This is a genomic window from Yoonia sediminilitoris, from assembly GCF_003058085.1.
Taxonomy (GTDB): domain Bacteria; phylum Pseudomonadota; class Alphaproteobacteria; order Rhodobacterales; family Rhodobacteraceae; genus Yoonia; species Yoonia sediminilitoris.
This window is the reverse complement of the sequence record NZ_QBUD01000004.1, coordinates 121,425-143,316: the sequence shown is the minus strand read 5'-3', so window position 1 is coordinate 143,316 and position 21,892 is coordinate 121,425. Positions and strand designations below refer to the sequence as shown.

The 21,892-nt window shown below is 57.3% G+C and carries 24 protein-coding genes; 12 read left to right on the top strand and 12 right to left on the bottom strand.

Translation table 11 applies throughout. The features are described 5' to 3' along the window. Positions 1 to 203: 203 nt before the first annotated feature. On the top strand, positions 204 to 911 hold the full coding sequence (locus C8N45_RS10555) for a GntR family transcriptional regulator (protein WP_108386207.1): 708 nt from the start codon (positions 204 to 206) through the stop codon (positions 909 to 911). An 11-nt stretch (positions 912 to 922) separates the two neighbouring features. Here C8N45_RS10555 and C8N45_RS10550 read toward each other — a convergent pair whose 3' ends face one another. From C8N45_RS10550 to C8N45_RS10540, 3 genes are read right to left on the bottom strand one after another with little or no spacing between them, the layout of a single operon-like run. Beyond that, entirely contained in the window at positions 923 to 1,573 is a 651-nt protein-coding gene (locus C8N45_RS10550) for an HAD family hydrolase (RefSeq protein WP_108386206.1), read from the bottom strand. Further along, positions 1,563 to 2,120 (bottom strand): 16S rRNA (guanine(966)-N(2))-methyltransferase RsmD, encoded by a 558-nt coding sequence (gene rsmD, locus C8N45_RS10545; protein ID WP_108386205.1) that lies wholly within the window; start codon positions 2,118 to 2,120, stop codon positions 1,563 to 1,565. Before rsmD ends, C8N45_RS10550 begins: the two co-directional genes overlap by 11 nt. Continuing rightward, a complete protein-coding gene (locus C8N45_RS10540) occupies positions 2,117 to 3,331 on the bottom strand; it encodes an NAD(P)/FAD-dependent oxidoreductase (RefSeq protein WP_108386204.1) in 1,215 nt (404 codons plus the stop codon). Before C8N45_RS10540 ends, rsmD begins: the two co-directional genes overlap by 4 nt. A gap of 92 nt (positions 3,332 to 3,423) precedes the next feature. On the opposite strand from C8N45_RS10540, the gene C8N45_RS10535 reads away from it, so the two are divergent. Then, positions 3,424 to 3,915: a peroxiredoxin gene (locus C8N45_RS10535; RefSeq protein WP_108386203.1), complete on the top strand. Its 492-nt coding sequence runs from the start codon at positions 3,424 to 3,426 to the stop codon at positions 3,913 to 3,915. 67 nt (positions 3,916 to 3,982) lie between these two features. Here the strand turns inward: C8N45_RS10535 and C8N45_RS10530 are convergent, their stop codons facing one another. The 7 genes from C8N45_RS10530 to C8N45_RS10500 are packed head-to-tail and all read right to left on the bottom strand — an operon-like array spanning position 3,983 to position 10,648. Next, positions 3,983 to 4,873 carry a mechanosensitive ion channel family protein gene (locus C8N45_RS10530; protein ID WP_245882632.1) on the bottom strand — a complete coding sequence of 297 codons (891 nt, stop codon included), beginning with the start codon at positions 4,871 to 4,873 and terminating at the stop codon, positions 3,983 to 3,985. Further along, a complete protein-coding gene (locus C8N45_RS10525) occupies positions 4,830 to 5,129 on the bottom strand; it encodes a 4a-hydroxytetrahydrobiopterin dehydratase (RefSeq protein ID WP_108386201.1) in 300 nt (99 codons plus the stop codon). The genes C8N45_RS10530 and C8N45_RS10525 overlap by 44 nt, the downstream gene beginning before the upstream one ends. Beyond that, complete coding sequence (locus tag C8N45_RS10520) at positions 5,126 to 6,310, bottom strand: GNAT family N-acetyltransferase (RefSeq protein ID WP_108386365.1); 1,185 nt, start codon at positions 6,308 to 6,310, stop codon at positions 5,126 to 5,128. The genes C8N45_RS10525 and C8N45_RS10520 overlap by 4 nt, the downstream gene beginning before the upstream one ends. 31 nt (positions 6,311 to 6,341) lie before the next feature. Then, positions 6,342 to 7,094, bottom strand: coding sequence for a glycerophosphodiester phosphodiesterase family protein (locus C8N45_RS10515; RefSeq protein ID WP_108386200.1), 753 nt, complete (start codon positions 7,092 to 7,094; stop codon positions 6,342 to 6,344). After that, positions 7,091 to 7,552, bottom strand: coding sequence for a RidA family protein (locus tag C8N45_RS10510; RefSeq protein WP_108386199.1), 462 nt, complete (start codon positions 7,550 to 7,552; stop codon positions 7,091 to 7,093). Before C8N45_RS10510 ends, C8N45_RS10515 begins: the two co-directional genes overlap by 4 nt. Before the next feature lie 52 nt (positions 7,553 to 7,604). After that, positions 7,605 to 8,918: an HlyD family type I secretion periplasmic adaptor subunit gene (locus tag C8N45_RS10505; RefSeq protein ID WP_108386364.1), complete on the bottom strand. Its 1,314-nt coding sequence runs from the start codon at positions 8,916 to 8,918 to the stop codon at positions 7,605 to 7,607. Positions 8,919 to 8,920: 2 nt separating this feature from the next. Then, the gene (locus tag C8N45_RS10500) at positions 8,921 to 10,648 is read right to left on the bottom strand and encodes a type I secretion system permease/ATPase (RefSeq protein WP_108386198.1); all 1,728 of its coding nucleotides are present in this window, start codon (positions 10,646 to 10,648) and stop codon (positions 8,921 to 8,923) included. 170 nt (positions 10,649 to 10,818) lie between these two features. On the opposite strand from C8N45_RS10500, the gene C8N45_RS10495 reads away from it, so the two are divergent. Continuing rightward, entirely contained in the window at positions 10,819 to 11,187 is a 369-nt protein-coding gene (locus tag C8N45_RS10495) for a hypothetical protein (RefSeq protein ID WP_108386197.1), read from the top strand. Positions 11,188 to 11,333: 146 nt separating this feature from the next. Here C8N45_RS10495 and C8N45_RS10490 read toward each other — a convergent pair whose 3' ends face one another. Beyond that, positions 11,334 to 13,484 (bottom strand): transglycosylase domain-containing protein, encoded by a 2,151-nt coding sequence (locus C8N45_RS10490; RefSeq protein WP_108386196.1) that lies wholly within the window; start codon positions 13,482 to 13,484, stop codon positions 11,334 to 11,336. Positions 13,485 to 13,753: 269 nt separating this feature from the next. On the opposite strand from C8N45_RS10490, the gene C8N45_RS10485 reads away from it, so the two are divergent. The 6 genes from C8N45_RS10485 to C8N45_RS23900 all read left to right on the top strand — a co-directional run bounded on the left by C8N45_RS10485 (position 13,754) and on the right by C8N45_RS23900 (position 18,983). Further along, complete coding sequence (locus C8N45_RS10485; protein ID WP_108386195.1) at positions 13,754 to 14,092, top strand: P-II family nitrogen regulator; 339 nt, start codon at positions 13,754 to 13,756, stop codon at positions 14,090 to 14,092. A 22-nt stretch (positions 14,093 to 14,114) separates the two neighbouring features. Beyond that, complete coding sequence (amtB, locus tag C8N45_RS10480) at positions 14,115 to 15,458, top strand: ammonium transporter AmtB (protein WP_108386194.1); 1,344 nt, start codon at positions 14,115 to 14,117, stop codon at positions 15,456 to 15,458. Positions 15,459 to 15,692: 234 nt separating this feature from the next. Next, the gene (gene dgcN / locus C8N45_RS10475) at positions 15,693 to 16,694 is read left to right on the top strand and encodes an N-acetyltransferase DgcN (protein WP_108386193.1); all 1,002 of its coding nucleotides are present in this window, start codon (positions 15,693 to 15,695) and stop codon (positions 16,692 to 16,694) included. Positions 16,695 to 16,740: 46 nt separating this feature from the next. Then, positions 16,741 to 17,700: an N-acetyl-D-Glu racemase DgcA gene (gene dgcA / locus C8N45_RS10470; RefSeq protein ID WP_108386192.1), complete on the top strand. Its 960-nt coding sequence runs from the start codon at positions 16,741 to 16,743 to the stop codon at positions 17,698 to 17,700. A 90-nt stretch (positions 17,701 to 17,790) separates the two neighbouring features. Next, entirely contained in the window at positions 17,791 to 18,654 is an 864-nt protein-coding gene (locus tag C8N45_RS10465; protein ID WP_108386191.1) for a D-amino-acid transaminase, read from the top strand. Between the two features lie 194 nt (positions 18,655 to 18,848). Continuing rightward, entirely contained in the window at positions 18,849 to 18,983 is a 135-nt protein-coding gene (locus tag C8N45_RS23900; RefSeq protein ID WP_258793167.1) for a hypothetical protein, read from the top strand. A 304-nt stretch (positions 18,984 to 19,287) separates the two neighbouring features. Here the strand turns inward: C8N45_RS23900 and C8N45_RS10460 are convergent, their stop codons facing one another. Beyond that, positions 19,288 to 19,581, bottom strand: coding sequence for a DUF1244 domain-containing protein (locus tag C8N45_RS10460; protein ID WP_108386190.1), 294 nt, complete (start codon positions 19,579 to 19,581; stop codon positions 19,288 to 19,290). 260 nt (positions 19,582 to 19,841) lie between these two features. On the opposite strand from C8N45_RS10460, the gene pyk reads away from it, so the two are divergent. The 3 genes from pyk to rpmI all read left to right on the top strand — a co-directional run bounded on the left by pyk (position 19,842) and on the right by rpmI (position 21,884). Continuing rightward, positions 19,842 to 21,287 carry a pyruvate kinase gene (pyk, locus tag C8N45_RS10455; protein ID WP_108386189.1) on the top strand — a complete coding sequence of 482 codons (1,446 nt, stop codon included), beginning with the start codon at positions 19,842 to 19,844 and terminating at the stop codon, positions 21,285 to 21,287. Positions 21,288 to 21,315: 28 nt separating this feature from the next. After that, positions 21,316 to 21,540: a hypothetical protein gene (locus tag C8N45_RS10450; RefSeq protein ID WP_108386188.1), complete on the top strand. Its 225-nt coding sequence runs from the start codon at positions 21,316 to 21,318 to the stop codon at positions 21,538 to 21,540. A gap of 143 nt (positions 21,541 to 21,683) precedes the next feature. Further along, complete coding sequence (gene rpmI, locus C8N45_RS10445) at positions 21,684 to 21,884, top strand: 50S ribosomal protein L35 (protein WP_108386363.1); 201 nt, start codon at positions 21,684 to 21,686, stop codon at positions 21,882 to 21,884. Positions 21,885 to 21,892 lie beyond the last annotated feature (8 nt).

Genomic DNA, 21,892 nt, shown 5'->3' with positions numbered 1-21,892 from the left:
CCATGCGACCCCGCTTCATGCAATGCATACAGCGCGGTGCTGCGTCTGAAAGTATGCTTCCGCCTCAAATTCATGCGCCCTGCCCATGTGATGCCTGATTATTGTGCGCATTGTTGTATACAATCAATAAGTAAATCGGCGAAGATCCGTTCCGGCTTGTTCCGGATGCACCTGTCTGGCATTCCCGCTCCAAGGAGCACCGCATGGCCGCAACAAATACCGCTAGTGATTCCCCGGTTTCGAGCGCAGGCATCGCCGCTGCCTTGTCACGTGCGATCCACGAACATCGACTGGCCCCCGGTACCAAGCTGGGTGAGGATGACCTGTCAGATATCTACGGCGTCTCCCGCACGATTGTGCGCGCGGCATTGCAGTCTTTGGCCCATCAACAAGTGGTCGAAATCAAGCGTAATCGCGGTGCTTTTGTAGCCCAGCCCAGTCTGACCGAAGCACATGAGGTGTTCGAGGCGCGCGAACTGCTGGAGCCACGTACCGCACGCAGTGCGGCACTACGGGCGAAACCCGCTGATATCGACGTATTGCAGGCGCATATTTTGCAGGAACATTCTGCCCTGGACGCAGGTGATCGCGGGCGGGCGCTTTTTCTGTCCGGCCAGTTCCACCTTGAGATTGCGCGCATTGCGGGTCAGCAGACGATCACAGATATGGTGAATGTGTTGATTGCCCGGTCTTCACTGATTATTGCCCTCTATTGGCGGCGCGAAAGTGCGCTATGCGAAAGTCAGGCACATCACGCGTTGATCAAGGCGATTGCGGACAAGGATGGCGACCGCGCCGAAGAATTGATGCAAAGTCATCTGGTGGATCTGCATTCAGCGCTGAACCTGCACGAAATGCCGGCCGTGGTGCAGGACCTCAAACAAATGCTGCTTTCAGGCGACAGTGGCTAACGGCTGGCGTCTCAACGTGCCTTCAGCCCCAATGCGGCGGCAATTTCGCTCATGTGGCTGACCGGGCGCGCACGGCTGTCCCCGATCCTTGCAGGATCACCATCCGCAACGTAGCCGAAACAGCGGACGCCTGCGGCCTTGGCGGCGTTGAATCCCGCAGGCATATCGTCGATCATCACTGTGTTTTGGGCTGCAACGTTCGCATCTGCCATGATCCGTTGCAACATGTCAGGCTTGGGTTTTGGGCCATGGTCATGCCCGCTGTAAATGCGTCCCTCAAAAAGGTCCCAAAGCCCGCTTGGTGTCAGTGAAATCTCCATCTTTTTGATGGGCCCGTTGGAGGCGATGGCCCGCCGCACGCCTGCCGCGTCGCATTGGGCAATCAAATCTATCACGCCCGCAATGACCGGCACGCCTTTGCGCAGTTCCGCAAAGACCGCATCATAGATGTCGTCCAGCCACCCGTTGGGCAGGTTTGCGCCGCGCTTTCGTGCCGCGACCTCAACGCCAGCCATGGTGCAGCCAGCGAACAATTGGTGGACCTCGTGTGGCGCAATCGGGAGACCGTGACGGGTCAGGTTTTCTGAAAGTATCGCATCGGTCGCAGGTTCGGTATCGACCAGCACGCCGTCGCAGTCAAAGATTACCAACTCAGGGGGCATGACGCATCACCGTGATCCATGTGTCGCCATAGCGGCGCTGATCCAGTTTCTGAAATCCGGCAGGCGCGATCTGTGGTTGGTTTTCTTCCCACACAATCAGCGCGTCCGGCGCGATCCAACCCTTGGCCTGTGCAGCTTGCAGAGCTGGCAGGCCAAGGTTTTGTCCATAGGGTGGATCAAGAAATATCAGATCGCACAGCGCGCCCGCCGGAAGTTTGCGCGCATCGGTGGCGACGACAGTACTGTCGGTCTGCCTGCCCAGCTTGGCGATATTGTCCTTGATCAGCTTTTGCGCCACGCGTCCGCTGTCAACAAAGGTCACATGTGCCGCACCGCGCGACAGGGCCTCCAGTCCCAGTGCGCCTGTCCCCGCAAAAAGGTCAAGCACGCGGGCACCGGAGATCGGGTCGCCTAAGCGCCCGCCTTGCAGCACATTGAACAGACTTTCGCGGACCCGGTCAGATGTGGGGCGCAAATGCGCGCTCGCGTCTCCCTTACCTACATCGGCAAGCGTTGTGCCCCGATGGGTGCCTGCAATGATCCTCACGACTTCAGCAGGGCTTTCATGTCCGTTGCCGGGTCCGTGATGACGGCAGGCGCAGGGCTGCGCCCCGACTCAATCAGGCGTTTGCCGATCATGTAGTTGCGTGCATCATTCATGGCATCCACCGCGATCAGTTCATCCCCCTTGTAATACCAATGCGACTGGACCCCCGGCGCATCCCCCTTGCGAATGTAAACATCGGTGTAGCCCATATTCAGGCCGGCGATTTGCAGTTTGCAGTCGTATTGATCTGACCAGAACCAGGGCTTCGGCACATAGGGCTGGTCTTGGCCCAGCATGTTCTTGGCCACCGCTTCTGCCTGATCAATGGCGTTGCCCACGCTTTCCAGCCGGATCGGCGCGCCTGCAAACAGGCATGTCGCGCAATCACCGGCGGCCCAGATATGCGGGTCAGAGGTACGACCGTGACTGTCCGTGGCAATCCCGTTTTCAACGACCAGCCCCGCGCTATCGGCAAGGATAGTCGCCGGGTTGATACCGACACCGACCACGGCAAAATCAATGTCTAGCTCGGTTCCGTCCGTCAGGCGCGCACCGGTGACACAATCGTCGCCCAACAAACGATCAAGGCCGACACCTTCGCGGATATCAACGCCATGGGCGCGGTGGAGTGCGCGAAAATAGTCGGATGTTTCAGGCGCTGCCACCCGCTGCAAAATACGGTCGGCCATTTCCACCAGCGTGACCTTCAGGCCCAGTTTTGCGGCGACGGCCGCTGCCTCAAGACCGATATAACCACCGCCGATGATCAGCACATGTTTGCCCGCCACAAAGGCAGGAGACATTGCATCGGCATCAGCCAGATTGCGCACTGCAAAGACGCCATCCAGATTCCCGCCGATTGCAGCAGGCAAGGTGCGCGGATGCGCGCCGACCGTCAGGGCAAGCTGGTCGTATGAGATGACCTCGTCATCATCACAGGTGATGGTCTTGGCGGCCGGATCGATGGCAACTACGCGGCGGTCCAACTGCAAATCAATCCGTTGGTCTTCGTAGAATGCAGCAGGGCGCAGGTACAGCCGTTCTTCGGGCATTTCCCCCAGCAAATAGGCTTTTGAAAGTGGCGGGCGTTGGTAAGGCGGCACCTTTTCGGCGCCGATCAGGCTGATGTCCCCTTCAAACCCTTCGCTGCGCAATTTGGCCACCAAAGAGGCACCCGCCTGTCCCGCGCCGACAACAACGATGTGTTCCATATTCTTGATACCTTTGATAGCTGGCCCTTGCTGTAAAGAACTCTATATGAGAGTGGTCAAGACACTTAAATGGATTTTGGGGGATCAATTGAATGACAATCAAGGTTGGTGACACGGTACCGGACGCGAAATTGCTCGTGATGGGCGAAGATGGACCAAGGCAGGTGTCCCTGGGCGACAAACTGAAAGACCGTAAGGTGGTCATATTTGGATTGCCGGGCGCTTTCACAGGGACATGTTCGACCGCGCATGTGCCCAGCTTTATGATTACCTACGATGATTTCATGGAAAAAGGCGTGGACGAGATTATCTGCGTCGCAGTGAATGATCCCTTTGTTATGAAAGCATGGGGCGACAGCACGCGCGCAAATGACACCGGCATTACGATGCTGGCAGACGCGGAAAGCGAATTTACAACCGCCATCGGCATGAATTTCAGTGCCGCGCCTGTGGGCTTTGTCGACCGGTCAAAGCGCTATTCGATGCTGGTCGAAAACGGTGAGATAAAAATTCTGAACGCCGAAACAAATCCGGGCGAATGTGAGATTTCTGCAGGCGAGACATTGCTGGAAGCCATGGGCTGACGCCGAAACAGACACGAATTGACGATGCGCGGCCCGATCAATTGATCGGGCCGCATCTCTTTCAGGCTCAGCCTTTCACCTGCACCACTGTCTGTGTCGGGAAAGGGATATCGATGCCCGCCTCGTCAAAAGCCTCTTTCACCTGGCGTTTCATGTCAGCCTGAAACTGGAACAGGTCCGCCCTGTCGCACCAGACCCGCACCAGAAAATCGACCGAACTGTCGCCCAGATTATTCACTTGAATGAAAGGCGCTGGTTCTTGCTTGGCGCGCGGGTCATTCAAAATGACTTTTCTGATTACCTCTTCGGCAAGCTTCAGGTTCGCGCCATAGCCGACGCCAAAGGTCCATTCGGCGCGGCGGGTGTCGTAGGTAGAGTAGTTGATGATCGTATTGCCCCAGACCTGCGCGTTCGGAATAATGATTTGCACATTGGCGGACGAGGCCAGTTCAATAAAGTTCAGGGTGACATCTTTGACGGTACCCATCTGGCCGTTGACCTCGACAAAATCACCGATTTTGACGGGCCGGAAAAAGACGATCATCACACCGGCGGCGACGTTGGACAGGGTGCCTTGGAGTGCCAGACCAATCGCCAGACCCGCCGCACCGATCAGGGCCACAAATGAGGTTGTCTGAATCCCGAAGGTATTAAGGACAAAAATAACTGCAAAGCCAATGATCACATAGCGTGCGACATTGCCGAAAAAGTTGAACAGGGTCTCGTCAAGGTGCTTTTGACTGATGCCCAGATTGACAAGCCGCCTGCGCGCCCATCCCCCGACAATGAACCCCAGAAATAGAATGAGGATCGCAGCAATGACGCTACCGAACATTGTGGCGAGAAATTCAGCCGACAGCAGATCGGCAATGGTCTTGCCGTTCCAGATCACGGTATTCAACAGGTCTTCCAAATTATCCTCCAGCAAGCGCATCCATTCGCTTGGCCAATTTTGCATCGAGTGCGCTTAGGCCATCTGCGTCATGCGTCGTCAACGTTACTTCGACGGTTTTGTAGACATTTGACCATTCGGGATGGTGGTTCAGCTTTTCGGCCCACATGGCTGCACGAGTCATAAAGCCAAAAGCCTCTACAAAGTTCCGAAAGATGAACGTCTTATGGATCGCATCGCGGCCATCGACCATTTGCCAGTCGTTTTCCAACAGCGGGTCGATGTGATCACTGCGTTCCGCATCGGTCAGTTTATCGGTCATTGCTGTTCCTCTTGATGTGTTTTGCGGAAAGGCCCGTAACTGGTGAGCACTTCGATTTCATGGTCAACGGCGTCGCGTTCTGCCTCAAGGTAGTTGGCTACGGCGTCCCGAAAGCCCGGATCGCCAAACCAGTGCAGGCTGTGGGTGGCAACTGGCAGATAGCCGCGGGCCAGCTTGTGTTCGCCTTGCGCGCCCGCCTCGACCCGTTTCATCCCATACCGGATTGCATAGTCAATGGCTCGGTAATAACACAATTCGAAATGCAGGCAGGGGTGATGTTCTGTGCAGCCCCAATAACGCCCAAAAAGCGTTTCGCGCCCGATGAAATTGAGCGCACCCGCGACGGCGCGTCCGTCCCGCATGGCCAGCACCAGTAGCATATCATTGCGCAGGCTTTCCTGCGCGCAGTCAAAGAACTGGCGGGTCAGATAAGGCGTGCCCCATTTGCGGTTCCCGGTGTCCTGATAGAACCGCCAGAAGGCATCCCAATGTTCCGGCTGGATCTGGTCGCCGGTCAATTCGATGATTTCACCCCCAAAGCTGTTGGCGGTTGCACGTTCCTTGCGGATGTTCTTGCGCTTGCGGCTCGAGAGCGACGCAAGGAAGGCATCGAAATCGGCATAGCTGTCATTTTCCCAATGAAATTGCTGACCAATGCGGTGCAGCAGGCCCATCTTGGCCCCTGCAATCGCCTCTGCCTCTGTGCAGAAGGTCGCGTGGACGGACGACAGTTCATTGTCGGCCGCAATCTGGATTGCGCCTTGGATAATGGCCGACATCCCCACGGCCTCGAACCCCGGTCGGGTCAGAAACCTGCGGCCTGTGGCGGGGGTGAAGGGCACGGCGATTTGTAATTTGGGGTAATAACGCCCGCCTGCGTTTTCGTATGCGTGCGCCCAGTTATGATCAAAGATATATTCGCCCTGACTGTGCCCTTTGGCATAAAGCGGGGCAACGGCAATTAGCTGACCTTTGGTCTGCGCCGTCAGATAGCGCGGCTGCCAGCCTGAACCCGGTCCGACAGAACCGCTGTCCTCAAGTGCCTTTAGGAAGCGATAGGTCGTGAACGGATCGATGGGGCGGCCTTCGGCACCCTCTGGGCATGCGCAGGCATCCCAGTCGTCAGCGGTAATGCCTGTCAGGTCCGGGTGCGCGGTAATCTCGATTGGGGCTTCAGTCATAGTCTGCAAATTGGTCGGGCGCGTGCGCACGTCAAGCGAGATACCCTTCAAAGGTGACGTTATCAGCGATTTTGCGGGCCTTTGCCTCTGCTTGCGGCGATCTGATTGTCCAGCAGAGGATATGCGCCCCCTGCGCCTTGAGTTCGGCCACACGCGGTCGGTCCAGATCGGAAGCCTCGTGGCTGATGAAGCAGGCACCGACAGGTCCGAAATCGGGAATGTCACGTAGTTCGTCTTGCCTTTCGGGTGGCACCTCTGGCCAGACCTTTGGCGCATAAGATGATGTGACGATGCCGCGCGGGATATGGGGCGCGAGGGTGGCAACGGCTGCGACCGCGTGCGGGTTGAACGACATCAATGCGACATCTCCCGAATATCCATCCAGCGCGGCGACGGTTGCCGCTTCAAGCGTGCCAACATCGGCACCCATCGCGCCATCCTGATCCTTGATTTCAATCAGCAATGGCACGCGGCCTGATACCAGTGTCAGCACATCGTCCAGCGCAGTGATCAGGCTGCCATCGTCAGTCAGTGCTACCTGTTCAAGTTCTGCACGTGTGCGGTCGCACACCGGGCCGGTTTCACTCGTCAGCCGATCAAGCAGGTCATCGTGGAATACCATCGCATGGCCATCGCTTGACAGCTGCAGGTCCAGTTCGATGCCGTAGCCTGCATCAATGGCTGCCTGAAAGGATTTCACGCTGTTCTCGACCCGCCCTGCCTTGCGGTCGTGCAGCCCCCGATGGGTGATAGGACGGGCAAAAAAGCTGGTGGGCAGGGTCATTTGATCTGAAAGATCGCTTCGATTTCGACAGCCACGCCAAACGGCAGGCTGGCGGCACTGACAGCAGAGCGAGCATGGCGTCCCTTGTCGCCCAAGGCCGCCACCATGAAGTCTGATGCGCCATTGATCACTTTTGGCTGGTCGCCAAAATCAGGCGTGGAGTTCACAAAGCCAACCAGTTTGACGACCCTGACAAGCCGGTCAATATCGCCGCCGCAGGCAGCTTTGAGTTGGGCCAGCAGGCTGATTGCGCATGATTTCGCGGCGATCGCACCGGCGTCAGCATCCATATCTGCGCCAAGCTTGCCCTTGATCATACCGTCGGCATTGGCCGCGATCTGGCCCGACACATGCACCAGATCACCAACAACAACAAAGGGCACATAATTGGCTGCGGGGGCAGGTGCCTCGGGCAGGGTCACCCCCAGTTCGGCAAGTTTGGATTCGATGGTGCTCATGATGTCCTCCTGTTTTGTCCGGACGCTAGCGGGCAAATCAGGAAGGTGCAATTCACGACTCGCGGAATGCCTTGGCGAAATAGTCTGACAGCGGTTTGAGCAGGTAGCCCATCGGGGTCCGGTCAGCCGTACGTACAAAGGCCTCAACCGGCATACCGGGGATCAAGGTCATATCCTCGGGCAGTCTGCCGATTTCGCCGTCATTCAACTGCACTTCGGCCCGGTAATAGGACAAGCCAGAGCTTTCGTTCTGGAACGCATCGGCCGACACCAGCGTAACAGCCCCCTTCAATTCCGGGGTGCGCCGCTGATCGAACGCAGAAAAACGCAATGTCACTTCCTGGCCCACATAAATCTGGTCAATATCGACAACCTGCACCTGTGTCGCGATGACCAACGGGCGATCCTGCGGGATCAGATAAAGCACAGGGTCGGCAGGCCGGATGACGGATTGTTCCGCAAAAACGGCCAAGCCATAGACGACACCTGAGACAGGGGCGCGAATATCAAGCCGGTCCAGCTGGCGGGTCAGGGTGCGGCGCCGCTCGGACAGTTCCAGTTCGTTATACTGCAAATCGCGCAGGCGGGTGATTGCCTCTTCCCTGCGGGTCGAGGACAAGCCCAAAATCTGGATGTCGATCTCGGTCATGCGTTCGCCAGCCTGTGCAGCCTGCGCGGTCAACTCGCCGACGCGGCCCAGCAGGCTGGCTTCTTCGCGTTGCAGGGTCAGCACGCGACTAGCTTGTGCCAGGCCGCGATCCAGCAGGCTTTGCTGGTCCGCCAGTTCGCGTGTGATGAGTTCCTGTTGGGTTTCCAACGCGGCCTGTTGTGCGCCAATGCCTGCCAACTGGCTTGCAATCTGCGCGCGCTGCTGGGTCAACTGTTCCTTGGCGCTTTTGCTGGATTCCAGCCGCGCCTCGAACAGTCTGATCTGGCCGGTGATCAATTCGTGCACTTCCGGGTTATCGGACCCGGTCAACAGCGGATCGAACACTGGGGCCGCGGCATTGTCGCGTTCCGCCTCCAGTCGGCCACGACGGGCGAGGATTTCAAAAAGCTGCCCTTCGACGATGGCCAATTCGGATTTCAGGGTATTGGCGTCTAGCCGGATCAAGAGGTCACCCGCTTCGACGACATCGCCTTCATCGACTAGAATTTCTTCGACGACGCCGCCGTCAGGGTGCTGGACCACCTGCCTGTTGCGATCAACTTCGATCTGGCCGCTGGTGATGACAGCGCCGGTGATCTGGGCCAGAACCGACCATGCGCCAAAGCCGCCCACAAGAATGAACAGGGCAATTAACCCCGAAACCAGATGCCGTTTGGCCGACCAGCGTTGGTCGGACGCATTTGACTTGCCGGGCATCATCATGACACACCGCCTGTCTTGCCTGCACTACGCTTGATCTCGTTATGGTTCTTGACCATTTCAGACAGGACCTCATCCTTGGGGCCAAAGGCGCGGCGTGCGCCTGCTTCGATCACCAGCAACATGTCGCATTCCTGAATAGCCGCTGGCCGGTGGGCCATGATAAACACGATTTTCCCCTCGGACTTAAGTGTCTTGATGGCCTGGTTCAATGCAGAGGACCCATCATTGTCGAGGTTGGAGTTCGGTTCATCGAGTACCAGAACAACAGGGTCGCCATACATAGCCCGCGCCAGACCGATACGTTGGATCTGGCCTCCCGACAGTCGGCCCGTGTTGGCCGATACTCTGGTGTCATAGCCATCGGGCAATTTCAGGATCATTTCATGCGCGGCGGCCTTGCGCGCAGCTTTGACAACTTCGGCATCGTCCGGCTGCATTGACATGCGGGCGATATTTTCCTTGATCGTGCCATCAAACAGCTGCACCCGCTGGGGCAGATAGCCGATGTGCTGGCCCAGAACATCGGGGTCATATTGGTCCAAAGCAGCCCCATCCAGACGGATCTTGCCGCCAGCCGGTTGCCACACGCCCGTAAGCACCCGCGCAAGAGTCGATTTGCCTGCGCCTGACGTGCCAATGACACCGACAGCCTGACCGGGTTTCACTTCAAAACTGATCAGACGCAGCGACGCCTGCTTTTCGCCCGGCGGCACAACGGTCACCTGATCGGCCAGCAGGCGCGCCTTTGGCTTGGGCAGTTGCATCCGCTGTTCGTCTTCGGGGATGGTGCCCAGCAAAACGGCCAGTCGCCGCCAGCCTTCGCGTCCCTTCTGAAACACGGCCCATTGGCCGACAAGAAGCTCGATTGGCGCAAGCCCGCGACCCAACAGAATCGAACCGGCAATCATCGCGCCGGGCGACAGTTCATTCATCAGTACCAGATAGGCACCCAGACCCAACATCGCCGATTGCAGGAACAAGCGGAATGACTTGGTCATCGCAGTGAATGTGCCCGACGCATCCGCAGCCCCGATGGTGGCATCCAGCGACTTGCCGCGCGCGATCTGCCAGCGGTCAAACGCGGCCCCGCGCATCCCCAGTGAATGCACCATTTCGCTTTCGCCGCGTATCTGGCTGCCCATCTGTTCCGATGCAAAGCTGGCGGCGTTGGCTTCTTCCAGCGGCTTTTTGGTCGTCAACTGGTTGAAAAGCGCCACGCCAATCAGGATGACTGCGCCAACGATGGCCAGCAAACCCATCAGCGGGTGGAAAATGAAAATGCCCCAGAAAAACAGCGGTGCCCACGGCAGATCAAACAGCGCCATCAGCGCCGGTGACGTGATCAGCCGCTGCACGGCTTCCAGATCGCGCAGACCGGTGGCGGCTTCGCGCGGGGCACGGTTGAGCGTTGTGGCGCGCAAAACGGCGCCAAAGACACGGCGGTCAAGGCGCGCCTGAAAGCGGGCACCCACGCGGCCCATGACCCGGCCACGCACATAGTCCAGAATACCCATGATCGAATAGAGAAAGGCCACCAACACCGAAAGCGCGATCAAAGTTTCGAACGACCGCGAGCTGAGGACCCGGTCGTAGACGTTCAGCATGTAGAGCGGTCCGGTCAACATCAGCAGGTTCACGAAAAAACTGAAGATGCCGACCATCCAATAAAGCTGGCGGCTTTCTTTGCGGGCGTCGACCAGTTCGGCTTCGCCCTTTTGTTTCATCTCGTCCAAAGTGTGCCCCGTTAGGTAACGTCTTGTTCAGGTCGTAGTGCGGCGCAATTTACAGCTTTTCAAGGCAGAGTTAACGCGAAAACCGCCAAGGGGCCGATTGTTGCCCATGCGGACCTTTCCAGCGTTGATTTGAATCATAGAATCGCTCAGAACGTTTAGTAATGAAACTCAACTTGATCTCTTCAAGCCTTTTAATTGGTGCTGTTTTGGCTGGAATAGCCCACGCAGGACCTTATGATGGTGTTTATAAACAGACTGTTAACGCTGAATGTGCGCTTGTTGGTGTTGACGGTGGATCGTTGAAGATAGAAGACAGTATTTTCTACGGTGTCGAAGTCGAATGCCGTATGACCAAGCCTGTCGATATCAACGATATGGACGCAACGATTTACACGATGGAGTGTTCAGGCGAAGGATCGACATGGGACGAACGCGCCATCTTGATGAATGATTCGTCTGGCGAAGGCATCTACATGATCTGGGATGGCTACGCCTTCCGCTATGAGCGCTGTGAAGAGGGCGAGCTCTAGCGCCTACTCTCGTGCTACTTACAGCGTTTCACGAAGAACCTGAATCAAAGCTCTTAGGGCCCTGACCCTGCGGAAACGCATTGCAAGTTTCGTATGTCGTGGGCGTTTTGCCTTTATCTGATACCTCAGGTTAAAGCCGAAACGCTTTAGTTCCCGAACAAACTGTTCAGCACGTTCTGCACGTCGGCATCAAGCTGTTTGCCGCCTTCACCGGTCAGAATACCTGTCGATGCGGGTGGCGCAGGGGCCAGCATGGGGAGCGGGGTTGGTGTTTTGTCGGCCAGCACGCGGACCATGGTTTCGTGCCAGATTTCGGCGGGCAATGTGCCCCCTGTGACCCCTTTGAGTGGTGTGTTGTCGTCATTCCCCATCCAGACGCCTGTGACATAGTCGCCGGTAAAGCCGATGAACCATGCATCGCGAGCGCCTTGGGTCGTGCCGGTTTTGCCGGCGATCTGCCAGCCGTCAATCCGTGCCCGCCCGCCAGAACCTTCTTCGACGACTTTTGTCATCATCCATGTCAGGGTCCGGGCCGCATCCTGCCGAATGACCCGTTCGCCGATACCGGCATTGCGCGAATCCATCATGGAATCGTTGTCGCCCTGAATGCGCAGATCAACCAAACCGTAAGGAACAACAGCAGAGCCGCCATTGAGGATACCCGCATAGGCTCCGGTCATTTCCAGCAGGGAACTTTCCGACACACCCAATGCCAGCGCAGGGCCAGCGGCCAGATCGCCGCTAAAGCCAAACCCCTGTGCGACATTGCTGACCAGTTCGCGCCCGACGTCCTCTGACAGGACAATCGCGGGGATGTTGCGGCTGTTGGCAAGCGCGTCAATCAGGGTCACGGGACCCACAAACTTGCGGTCATAGTTTTCCGGGCACCAGTCGGCAGCGCCGCGCCGTTTCCAGCATAATTGGCGGTCATCGACCATGTCATAAGGGGACATGCCCAAATCAAGCGCAGTTGCATAAATAAACGGCTTAAAGGCCGAACCTGTTTGCCGCTTGGCCTGTGTTGCCCGGTTGAAGTCGCCGGGGTTGGCGGCGGTGCGCCCACCGACCATCGCGCGCACGGCGCCGTCCGCAGACATGACCACAATGGCAGCCTCGGCCACCGACGAGGGGCTGACTTTTTCCTCAAAGACCGCCTCCAACGCCTCTTCGGCCTTCTGCTGGATTTCAGGGTCCAGCGTTGTGCGGATGATCACATCTTCTGTGGTATCGCGGGTAAAGAACTCTGGCCCGCTGCGCATTACCCAATCGGCAAAGAATGTGGCTGTGTTCGCCTTAGCTGTGGCGGACAGGGTGGCCGGGTTCGCGCGTGCGTCATTTGCTTCGGCAACGGTCAGATAGCCCTGTTCTTCCATCAGGCGGATCACAGTCGCGGCACGGTCTTGCGCGCGTTGCAGGTTGCTTGTTGGCGCGTATGACGACGGGGCCTTCAAAAGGCCCGCCAGCATGGCCGACTGTGCCGGGGTCAGTGTTGCGGCATCATTGCTGAAATAGCGTTCGGCAGCAGCTTGAAAGCCGCGCGCGCCCGCGCCCAGGTATGCGCGGTTCAGGTAGATCGACAGGATTTCTTCCTTGCTGTAGGCGATTTCCATGCCGATCGCAAAAACCGCCTCGCGGGCCTTGCGCCAGAGCGACCCCCTGCGGCAATCGGCTTCGTAGTCAGCTTCGCTTTCCCATTTGTCGGCGTCGAACGGGACACCGAGGCACAGCAGCTTGGCTGTCTGTTGGGTAATGGTCGAACCGCCATTGCCTGACAAGGGGCTGCGACCTGCGTTCATGTTGATGCGGATCGCAGAGGCGATCCCGCGCGGAGAAATGCCAAAATGCCGGTAGAAACGCTTGTCCTCGGTGGCGACGACAGCATTGCGCAGATGGCGCGACACCGTGCCCGCGCGGATCAGGCCGCCGAACTGATCGCCGCGCCATGCAAATATGTCGCCTTTGAAGTCGGTCATTGTGACCGATCCGCGGGTGCGCCCGTCTGTGAAGTCTTCCATCGGGGGCATCTGGCTGGCGAAGTACAAAGAAAAGCCGCCAATGATCAGCGCCGTGATCAGGCCGATGCGCCATGTGAAGGCCCAGATCAGGCGCGCAACCCAGCGGAATGGAAACATCAGCCAGCCGATGATCCCGCGGGGACCTTGCCGTTTTGGAGTTGCCTTGCGCCGGGTCGCCGGTTTGCGCTTTTTGGGCGCGGCAGCCTTTTTCCTGGCTGCCGGTTTTCCCGCATAGCGCTTTTCGGCCACCAACGGTGCCCGCTTTTTGCCGTTTCCACTCATGTACCGCTCGTCCGACTGCTTTGTCTGTTTTGATCACCTATAACGCGGCCGCCCGCAAATGTAGAGAGTGTTCCCGCCATGCCGCCATCCTTTCTTGACTGACCAAAAAATAGGCATTGGCGGTAATTTGTGCAAAAATTGTGCAAATGTGACGCAATCCAGGCCGGTTTAACCGGTGCTTTACCTTGTTACCGCCTACAAGTCGCGCTTTGTGTCCTCACTGAGCGGGCTGCCAGTAGCTCGCCTTGCACATTTGCTAGGGGAAGACAGTGAAACTCATCATTGCAACAATCAAACCGTTCAAGTTGGAGGAAGTGCGTGAAGCGCTGACCAACGTGGGCGTGCGCGGAATGATGGTGTCCGAGATCAAGGGCTTCGGGTCCCAGTCCGGTCACACCGAAATTTATCGCGGGGCTGAATACGCCGTGAACTTCGTGCCAAAGGTCAAGCTTGAAATCGTCGTGCAGGCCAGCATGGCCGATCAGGTCGTTTCAACCATCGCCGAAACCGCCAGAACCGAGAAGATCGGCGACGGCAAAATCTTTGTGCTCGACGTTGAATCCGCATTGCGGGTGCGTACCGGCGAAACCAATGACGACGCGCTGTAATCGCGTAACAAGGGACAAGTCTATGAAACTTTCAAAATCACTTCTTGTCGGGACGGCTGCACTGCTGTCACCGACGTTCGCACTGGCGCAGGAGGCCGGGGTAAACCCGTCCACTGACACAGTCTTTATCCTCAATTCACTGCTGTTCCTGGTTGGCGGTTTTCTGGTGTTCTTCATGGCGGCCGGTTTTGCCATGCTGGAAGGCGGTCTGGTACGTTCCAAAAACGTCACCATGCAGATGACAAAGAACGTTGGCCTGTTTTCCTTGGCGACGATCTTTTACTATCTGATCGGTTACAACCTGATGTACCCACTGGGCACATGGGCCATGGGGTCTGACGAAACCGGCGGCTATCTGTCGGGTGTCTGGGGTCCTGGTATCCTTGAGGCTGTGGGTATCACAGCGGAGGGTGCGGATGACTATTCCTATGCCACGACAGGCTCTGACTTCTTCTTCCAGTTGATGTTCTGTGCGGCGACTGCCTCGATCGTATCGGGTGCGTTGGCTGAGCGGATCAAACTGTGGCCCTTCCTGATCTTCACGATCATCCTGACCTCGATCATCTATCCGATTCAGGCGTCATGGAAGTGGGGCGGCGGTTTCCTTGATTCGCAGTTCGGTTTCCTCGATTTTGCCGGTTCAACTGTCGTGCACTCCGTCGGTGGCTGGGCTGCCTTGGTTGGCGCAATCATCCTTGGGCCGCGTCTGGGCAAGTACAAAGATGGCAAGGTTGTGCCGATCATGGGTTCAAACCTGCAAATGGCCACATTGGGGACATTCATTCTGTGGTTGGGCTGGTTCGGATTCAACGGCGGGTCACAATTGGCCATGGGCTCAATCGGTGACGTGGCTGATGTTTCACGCATCTTTGCCAACACTAACGCCGCTGCTGCCGGTGGTGCGATTGTCGCGCTGATCCTGACACAGGTTCTGTACAAAAAGCCTGATCTGACAATGGTCCTGAACGGTGCCCTTGCCGGTCTGGTATCGATCACGGCAGAACCTTTGACCCCGGGTCTGGGTATGGCGACGATTATCGGTGGTGTCGGCGGCGTCATCGTTGTCTTTGCTGTGCCATTCCTCGACAAATTGAAGATTGACGATGTTGTCGGCGCCATCCCGGTGCACCTGTTCGCAGGTATCTGGGGGACGATGGCTGTTCTGCTGACCAACCCGGACGCGACCTTCATGGGTCAGTTGATGTCGATCATCATCGTCGGTGTTTTCGTTGTGGTCACGTCCGCTGTGGTCTGGCTTATCCTGAAGGGTGTCATGGGCATCCGCGTCAGCGAAGAAGCTGAAATCACGGGTCTTGATGGTGCCGAACTTGGGATGGAAGCATACCCGGAATTCACCAAGAGCTAAGGCGCCGCCTTGATGCGCTGAGATTTGGCCCGGGCGTAAGCGCCCGGGCTTTTTTGTTGGGGATGGATCAAGATCCATCTTACGGTAATATAACGCTGATTTATTCGACTATTACTGAATTTCCTGCAAACTTCTGTCGCAAAGCTCGCCGTTCAGCGTGTAATCCGCGATGACTTTGCAGCTATTTCGCGCAATCTTCCCGCCAATGCCACAATTTCTGAATGGAGCCCTGTCATGATCCAAACCCCTTATTTGCTTTTTCTTGGGGATGCCCCTGATCAGCTGGCCGCCAAGGTGGCGCAGGGCATCAAAGACTGGCGACCGGAAAATGCCGTCGGCCAGTTGCGTATGGAGGGCTGCGGTGCTGACCTTGGCATCCGTGATATGTCGTTGGAAGACGCGCAGGCAGCAGGTGCCAAGACCCTTGTTATCGGTGTTGCCAATCGCGGCGGTTATATTTCCAAGGCGTGGAAAGAGGTATTGGTCAAGGCGCTGCAGATGGGTTTCGACATTGCATCGGGCCTGCATAATCTGCTGCGTGACGAAGATGAACTGGTCGCCGCCGCGCGCGTGAATGGCCGCACCCTGTTTGATGTGCGCATCCCGTCTGTCGCCTATCCGATTGCCAATGGTGTCAAGCGCACTGGCAAAAGGTGCCTTGCGATCGGCACCGATTGTTCGGTCGGCAAGATGTATACGGGCCTGGCCATGGATGCCGAGATGCAAAGGCGCGGCATGAAATCCACTTTTCGTCCTACAGGACAGACTGGTATTTTGATTACAGGTGGTGGCGTGCCGCTGGATGCGGTCATCGCTGATTTCATGGCAGGCGCGGTCGAATATCTGACCCCAGACAATGACCCGGATCATTGGGATCACCTCGAAGGGCAGGGCAGTCTGTTTCATGTGTCCTATTCCGGTGTCACCATGGCGTTGATCCATGGTGGCCAGCCGGATGCCCTGGTTCTGGCCCATGAGCCGACCCGTACCCACATGCGTGGCCTGCCGGATTATGCCTTGCCCAGTCTCGAAGATCTGCGCGATACCGCCTTGCCCATGGCCCGCATCGCCAATCCGGCCTGTCAGGTCGTCGGCATCTCTGTCAATACACAGAAACTGTCGGATGCCGAGGCCGCCGATTGTCTGGCCCGGATTGAGGACCGGATGGGATTGCCCACGGTTGATACCTTCCGTTATGGCGCTGGCCGTCTGGTCGATGCTTTGCAGGCGATCTAGTTTCCGCCTCCGGCGGGGATATTTTTGGCCATAAGAAGGGGCAATCATGCAGATAGAAGTCAGCCGTGACGTGTTTCAACTGGCGCAGGTCTTTACCATAAGTCGCGGGTCGCGGACCGCAGCGCAGGTGCTGACTGTCCATGTCAGTCAGGACGGTGTGTCGGGCTACGGCGAATGCGTGCCTTATGCCCGTTATGGTGAGACGCTTGAGAGCGTCACGGATCAAATCGATGGATTTTCAGGGCGCTGGGCGGACCTGGCTGATGCCTTGCCCGCAGGGGCGGCCCGCAATGCGCTGGACTGTGCGCTTTGGGATTATGCTGCCAAGGTGGCAGGGCGCCGGGTCTGGGACCTGCTGCATCTGCCTGCCCCGAAGCCCGTCGTAACGGCATATACACTGTCTTTGGACACCCCGGCGGTGATGGAGGCGCAGGCGGCAAAAAATGCCTTTCGCCCGCTTCTCAAGATCAAGTTGGGCACGGGAGATGACATGGCCCGATTGGAGGCGGTGCGCCGCGGTGCCCCGGATGCCCGCATCATTGTTGACGCTAATGAAGGTTGGACAGCAGAGATTTATACCGACCTTGCCCCGCATCTTTTGCGCCTTGGCGTGCAGATGGTGGAACAGCCCCTGCCTGCGGACGCCGATGACATGCTGGCCGAAATCGCGCGCCCGCTGCCGGTCTGTGCCGATGAAAGCTGTCATGACCGCGCCAGCCTGCCTGCGTTGAAAGGCAAATATGACATGGTCAATATCAAGCTCGACAAGACTGGTGGCCTGACCGAAGCGCTGGCCCTGAAAGAACAGGCGCTGGCGGACGGGTTTGGCGTGATGGTGGGCTGCATGGTTGGCTCATCACTTGCGATGGCACCTGCAACCATTCTGGCCCAAGGGGTCGCCTTTACCGATCTGGATGCGCCCCTGTTGCTGGCCGAGGACCGCAAGACCCCGTTGCACTATGATGATGCCGGAGTGCATCCACCTGATGCTGCTTTGTGGGGATAGCGAAGCAGGCTTTGTCCTCATAGCATTTGTTCATCTTGACCCCGGCCCAAAAACAATGGACCACGTTGCAAACGCAAAAGGAGCCTTTTCATGACCCGTACTGTCTATGTCAACGGAGAGTATCTGCCCGAGACCGAAGCCAAAGTATCCATTTTCGACCGCGGCTTTCTGATGGCGGACGGGGTTTATGAGGTCACGTCGGTTCTGGATGGAAAGCTTATCGATTTTGATGGCCATGCAAAGCGACTGGAGCGGTCACTGCGCGAGCTCGACATGCCGCATCCCGACGTGCTGCCAGACCTTCTGGACGTGCATCGCGAACTGGTGCGGCTGAACGGCATTGAAGAGGGGATGATTTATCTACAGATCACCCGTGGTGCGCCCGATGACCGGGATTTCGTCTTTCCTGACCCTGAGACGACCAAACCTACCGTTGTCCTGTTCACCCAGAACAAACCGGGGCTGGCCAATAGCCCTGCCGCCAAAAAAGGTATCAAGATCATTTCGATCGAAGATCAGCGCTGGGCGCGCCGCGATATCAAGACGGTGCAACTGCTGTTCCCCTCCATGGGCAAGATGATGGCAAAGGCGGCAGGCAAGGATGATGCGTGGATGGTTGAGGATGGGGCCGTGACCGAAGGCACGTCAAACAACGCCTATATCATCAAGGATAACACGATCATCACCCGCCACTTGGGCAATGAAATCCTGCATGGGATCACCCGCGCCGCCGTCCTGCGCTTTGCCAAAGAGGCGCAGATGAAAGTGGAAGAACGCAGCTTTACCATTGCAGAGGCGCAAGAGGCGGATGAGGCATTTATCACCTCTGCCAGCACCTTTGTCATGCCGGTGGTCGAGATCGACGATGTCACCATCGGCACAGGCACACCCGGCCCCATAGCGGCCCGCTTGCGCGAGATTTATCTGGACGAAAGCCGCAAGGTAGCGGTGTAGGCGCTTCTAGCAATCCGACGGCTGCAGATGTACCCCTCAAGGCGATCTGGGCGTCCATGTCGGAAGAGGTTGACGCGAAAATCCGCGATCAGATCAAGGGCGGGGTTTTTCCCGTGCGGCTGAGGGCCGAGGATCGGCAGTCGGGAGAGATCAACTAGCTGCTGGATGAGATCGCACCTGAACAGAAAACAACCGTGTCGGTGATCGCGAACTTCAAGCCGGTCGTTGGGGATGGCGAGTTGCGGGTGCAGCTGTTTGCAGCGCAACTGGCGGATGCCGAGACGCAGGAGAAGATGGGTGCCAGTCATATGAGTGACGGAAACACATAACGCCTTGGAAACTGGACCAATTCGGTATGCGGCCGGAAAATATGCATTTTGGCAACTATCAGGGCGATGGTGTCGACTATCACGGAGTATATCGCAGATATGATTGGGCACACCGGATGTCGGCCAGAAGAGGGGCCAAGGCTCCCGAATTGGCCGAACCAATCAGGATTACGCGGCATTCAGGCCCCAAGAAGCTCCCTGATTATTTCTAATGTGCGACATCTGATGCTATCGCTGCAAATCCGATATCGTGTAACGATGCGCCACATCCAACTTGGAAAATGCGGCTACAAGTTACGTGCCCCTAACCGTGCGACGTCTTGAACGCTTCTTGTGCCTCGGGCGATGCTTCGGTCTGGTACTTGGCCTTCCATTCGGCAAAGGGCATGCCATAGAAGGCCTCGCGCCCTTCGTCCTTGGTCATTTCGATCCCGCGCGCGTTCGCCGCTTCCTGATACCAGCGTGACAGGCAGTTCCGGCAAAAACCGGCCAGATTCATCATGTCGATGTTCTGGGCATCCGGGCGGTCTTCCATCAGGTGCTTTTGCAAGCGTCGGAATGCGGCAGCTTCAAGCTCGATCCGTGTCTGGTCGTCCATTGTTCACCTCTTGGTCGTCATTTTCGTCTATCCAGCGCTAGGCTAAACTGTTTCGCGGGAAAGCGGAATTGCAGATTTGCGTCAAGCCCGGCGCATTGATCTTAGGTTGCGAGTCTGCCGCGAAAATCTGTGTTTCAGGTTCTTCGCAAAAGGCTGTAGTTGTTCTGTGATTGGAATTGCGCAATAAGGTGCCAAAGGGTGCTGTTACCGCTAACGGCGACAGCAAGTGAACGACCCCACGCAAAGCAAGGACCGAACCCATGAAACGCCATCGTAACGTAAAGATTGTCGCAACTCTTGGCCCCGCTTCGAATGACTATGAAATGATCCGCGCTTTGCACGAGGCCGGTGCCGATGTGTTTCGTCTGAACATGTCACATGGTGATCACGCTGAAATTAAGGTGCGGCATGATATCATTCGTCAGGTCGAAAAGGACCTGAACAGCCCGATTGGTATTCTCGCTGACCTGCAGGGGCCCAAGTTGCGGGTTGGTACTTTCGCCAATGGCGAAGAAGAGCTCGTCGAGGGTGCGTCGTTCCGGCTGGACCTTCATGATGGCGAAGGCGACGTGAACAGGGTCAAACTGCCCCACAAGGAAATCTTTGATGCGTTGCGTCCCGGTGCCCGCCTGCTTGTCAATGACGGCAAGATCGCTTTGCGCGTCAAGGATTGCGGCGCAGACTTTGCCGATTGTGAGGTCATCGTGGGTGGTACCATTTCCAACCGTAAGGGTGTCAACGTGCCGGACGTGACCCTGCCGCTGGCCGCGCTGTCCGAAAAGGATCGCAAGGATCTGGAATTTGTCTGCGAGTTGGGCGTCGACTGGCTGGCCTTGTCATTCGTGCAACGTCCCGAGGATGTGGCCGAGGCGCGCGCGCTGGCCAAAGGGCGTGCGGCAATCCTGTCAAAGATCGAAAAGCCCAATGCCATTAAGTCCTTTGATGCCATTCTGGAAGCAAGTGATGGCGTCATGGTTGCACGCGGCGATCTGGGGGTTGAACTGCCGGTACAGAACGTGCCGCCGATCCAGAAACAACTGGTGCGCAAGTGCCGGGCGGCAGCAAAGCCGGTGATTGTGGCGACGCAGATGCTTGAGTCCATGATTGATTCGCCGATGCCGACCCGCGCCGAAGTGTCCGACGTGGCAACGGCCATTTATGAAGGCGCAGACGCCATTATGCTGTCGGCGGAATCTGCCGCCGGGTCTTACCCGATTGAGGCGGTCAGCACGATGAACAACGTCGCGGGCGAAGTTGAATCCGACCCCACCTATACCGACATCATGGCGGCATCGCGCAACGCCGAAGGCAAGACCGTCGCAGACGGGATCGTCTCTGCCGCGCGCGAGATTGCAGAGACAACGGACATCAAGGCGATCTGCTGTTTTTCCCAATCCGGTACGACGGCTTTGCTGGTGTCGCGTGAACGGCCAAGAGTGCCGATCATCGCGATGACCAGTGTAGAAGGCACAGCACGCAGGTTGTGCCTGTCATGGGGCACGAACTGTGTCATTACCGGTGAAGTCAATCGATTTAAGGATGCTGTGATCGCGGCTGTGCGTGCAGCGATTGCCGAAGGTCTGGCCACAAATAAGGACATGGTTGTTGTGACTGCGGGCGTGCCTTTCAATACTGCCGGCACCACAAACATCCTGCGGGTCGCCCCTTGTGAAGAGCGTTTGATTTTTGCCTCTGACCACGATTAGAATCGGCCGGGGTGGGGGGAAACAGCACATGGATTTTGATCTGCTTTTCGTGATTGGCGTGACAATGGCGGCTTTCTCGATTCCGGCTTTCATGAGCGCGTTTTCCGACCGGCGCGGGCCGAAGATGGCGCTGTTCATGCTGATTGCCGGTGCCGGGGCGGCATATTACGCCATGTCTCAGAATCCCGCTGCCTACAGCGTGGCGACCTTTGATGATGTGTTTGTCAGTGTGGTGGCGAAGTATCTGAACTGAACAGTATCGCTGACGGCTGCTATGCGGGCAATAAGGCTTGCAAACAGGCGGGGGAGCTTCTATAGCACCGCTTCAACCCGCGCGTCCGGCTTAAGTGGCATGCCGAGTCGTGCGATCCGACCGACCAATAGATGGAGACGGAAATGCCGAAGATGAAGACAAAATCGAGCTGCAAAAAGCGGTTCAAAGTGACGGCCTCTGGCCGTGTTGTGGCTGCCCAGGCGGGCAAGCGCCATGGCATGATCAAGCGCACGAACAAGTTCCTTCGCAACGCGCGTGGCACAACCACGCTTTGTAAAGCTGACGAAGGTATCATCAAGCCAATGATGCCATACGCACGCTAATTAGAGGG

Coding starts and splice junctions, on each gene's coding strand:
- C8N45_RS10555 (WP_108386207.1), top strand. CDS start 204: ATGGCCGCAACAAATACCGCTAGTGATTCCCCGGTTTCGAGCGCAGGC.
- C8N45_RS10550 (WP_108386206.1), bottom strand. CDS start 1,573: ATGCCCCCTGAGTTGGTAATCTTTGACTGCGACGGCGTGCTGGTCGAT.
- C8N45_RS10540 (WP_108386204.1), bottom strand. CDS start 3,331: ATGGAACACATCGTTGTTGTCGGCGCGGGACAGGCGGGTGCCTCTTTG.
- C8N45_RS10535 (WP_108386203.1), top strand. CDS start 3,424: ATGACAATCAAGGTTGGTGACACGGTACCGGACGCGAAATTGCTCGTG.
- C8N45_RS10530 (WP_245882632.1), bottom strand. CDS start 4,873: ATGCAAAATTGGCCAAGCGAATGGATGCGCTTGCTGGAGGATAATTTG.
- C8N45_RS10525 (WP_108386201.1), bottom strand. CDS start 5,129: ATGACCGATAAACTGACCGATGCGGAACGCAGTGATCACATCGACCCG.
- C8N45_RS10520 (WP_108386365.1), bottom strand. CDS start 6,310: ATGACTGAAGCCCCAATCGAGATTACCGCGCACCCGGACCTGACAGGC.
- C8N45_RS10515 (WP_108386200.1), bottom strand. CDS start 7,094: ATGACCCTGCCCACCAGCTTTTTTGCCCGTCCTATCACCCATCGGGGG.
- C8N45_RS10510 (WP_108386199.1), bottom strand. CDS start 7,552: ATGAGCACCATCGAATCCAAACTTGCCGAACTGGGGGTGACCCTGCCC.
- C8N45_RS10505 (WP_108386364.1), bottom strand. CDS start 8,918: ATGCCCGGCAAGTCAAATGCGTCCGACCAACGCTGGTCGGCCAAACGG.
- C8N45_RS10500 (WP_108386198.1), bottom strand. CDS start 10,648: ATGAAACAAAAGGGCGAAGCCGAACTGGTCGACGCCCGCAAAGAAAGC.
- C8N45_RS10495 (WP_108386197.1), top strand. CDS start 10,819: ATGAAACTCAACTTGATCTCTTCAAGCCTTTTAATTGGTGCTGTTTTG.
- C8N45_RS10490 (WP_108386196.1), bottom strand. CDS start 13,484: ATGAGTGGAAACGGCAAAAAGCGGGCACCGTTGGTGGCCGAAAAGCGC.
- amtB (WP_108386194.1), top strand. CDS start 14,115: ATGAAACTTTCAAAATCACTTCTTGTCGGGACGGCTGCACTGCTGTCA.
- dgcN (WP_108386193.1), top strand. CDS start 15,693: ATGATCCAAACCCCTTATTTGCTTTTTCTTGGGGATGCCCCTGATCAG.
- dgcA (WP_108386192.1), top strand. CDS start 16,741: ATGCAGATAGAAGTCAGCCGTGACGTGTTTCAACTGGCGCAGGTCTTT.
- C8N45_RS10465 (WP_108386191.1), top strand. CDS start 17,791: ATGACCCGTACTGTCTATGTCAACGGAGAGTATCTGCCCGAGACCGAA.
- C8N45_RS10460 (WP_108386190.1), bottom strand. CDS start 19,581: ATGGACGACCAGACACGGATCGAGCTTGAAGCTGCCGCATTCCGACGC.
- pyk (WP_108386189.1), top strand. CDS start 19,842: ATGAAACGCCATCGTAACGTAAAGATTGTCGCAACTCTTGGCCCCGCT.
- C8N45_RS10450 (WP_108386188.1), top strand. CDS start 21,316: ATGGATTTTGATCTGCTTTTCGTGATTGGCGTGACAATGGCGGCTTTC.
- rpmI (WP_108386363.1), top strand. CDS start 21,684: ATGCCGAAGATGAAGACAAAATCGAGCTGCAAAAAGCGGTTCAAAGTG.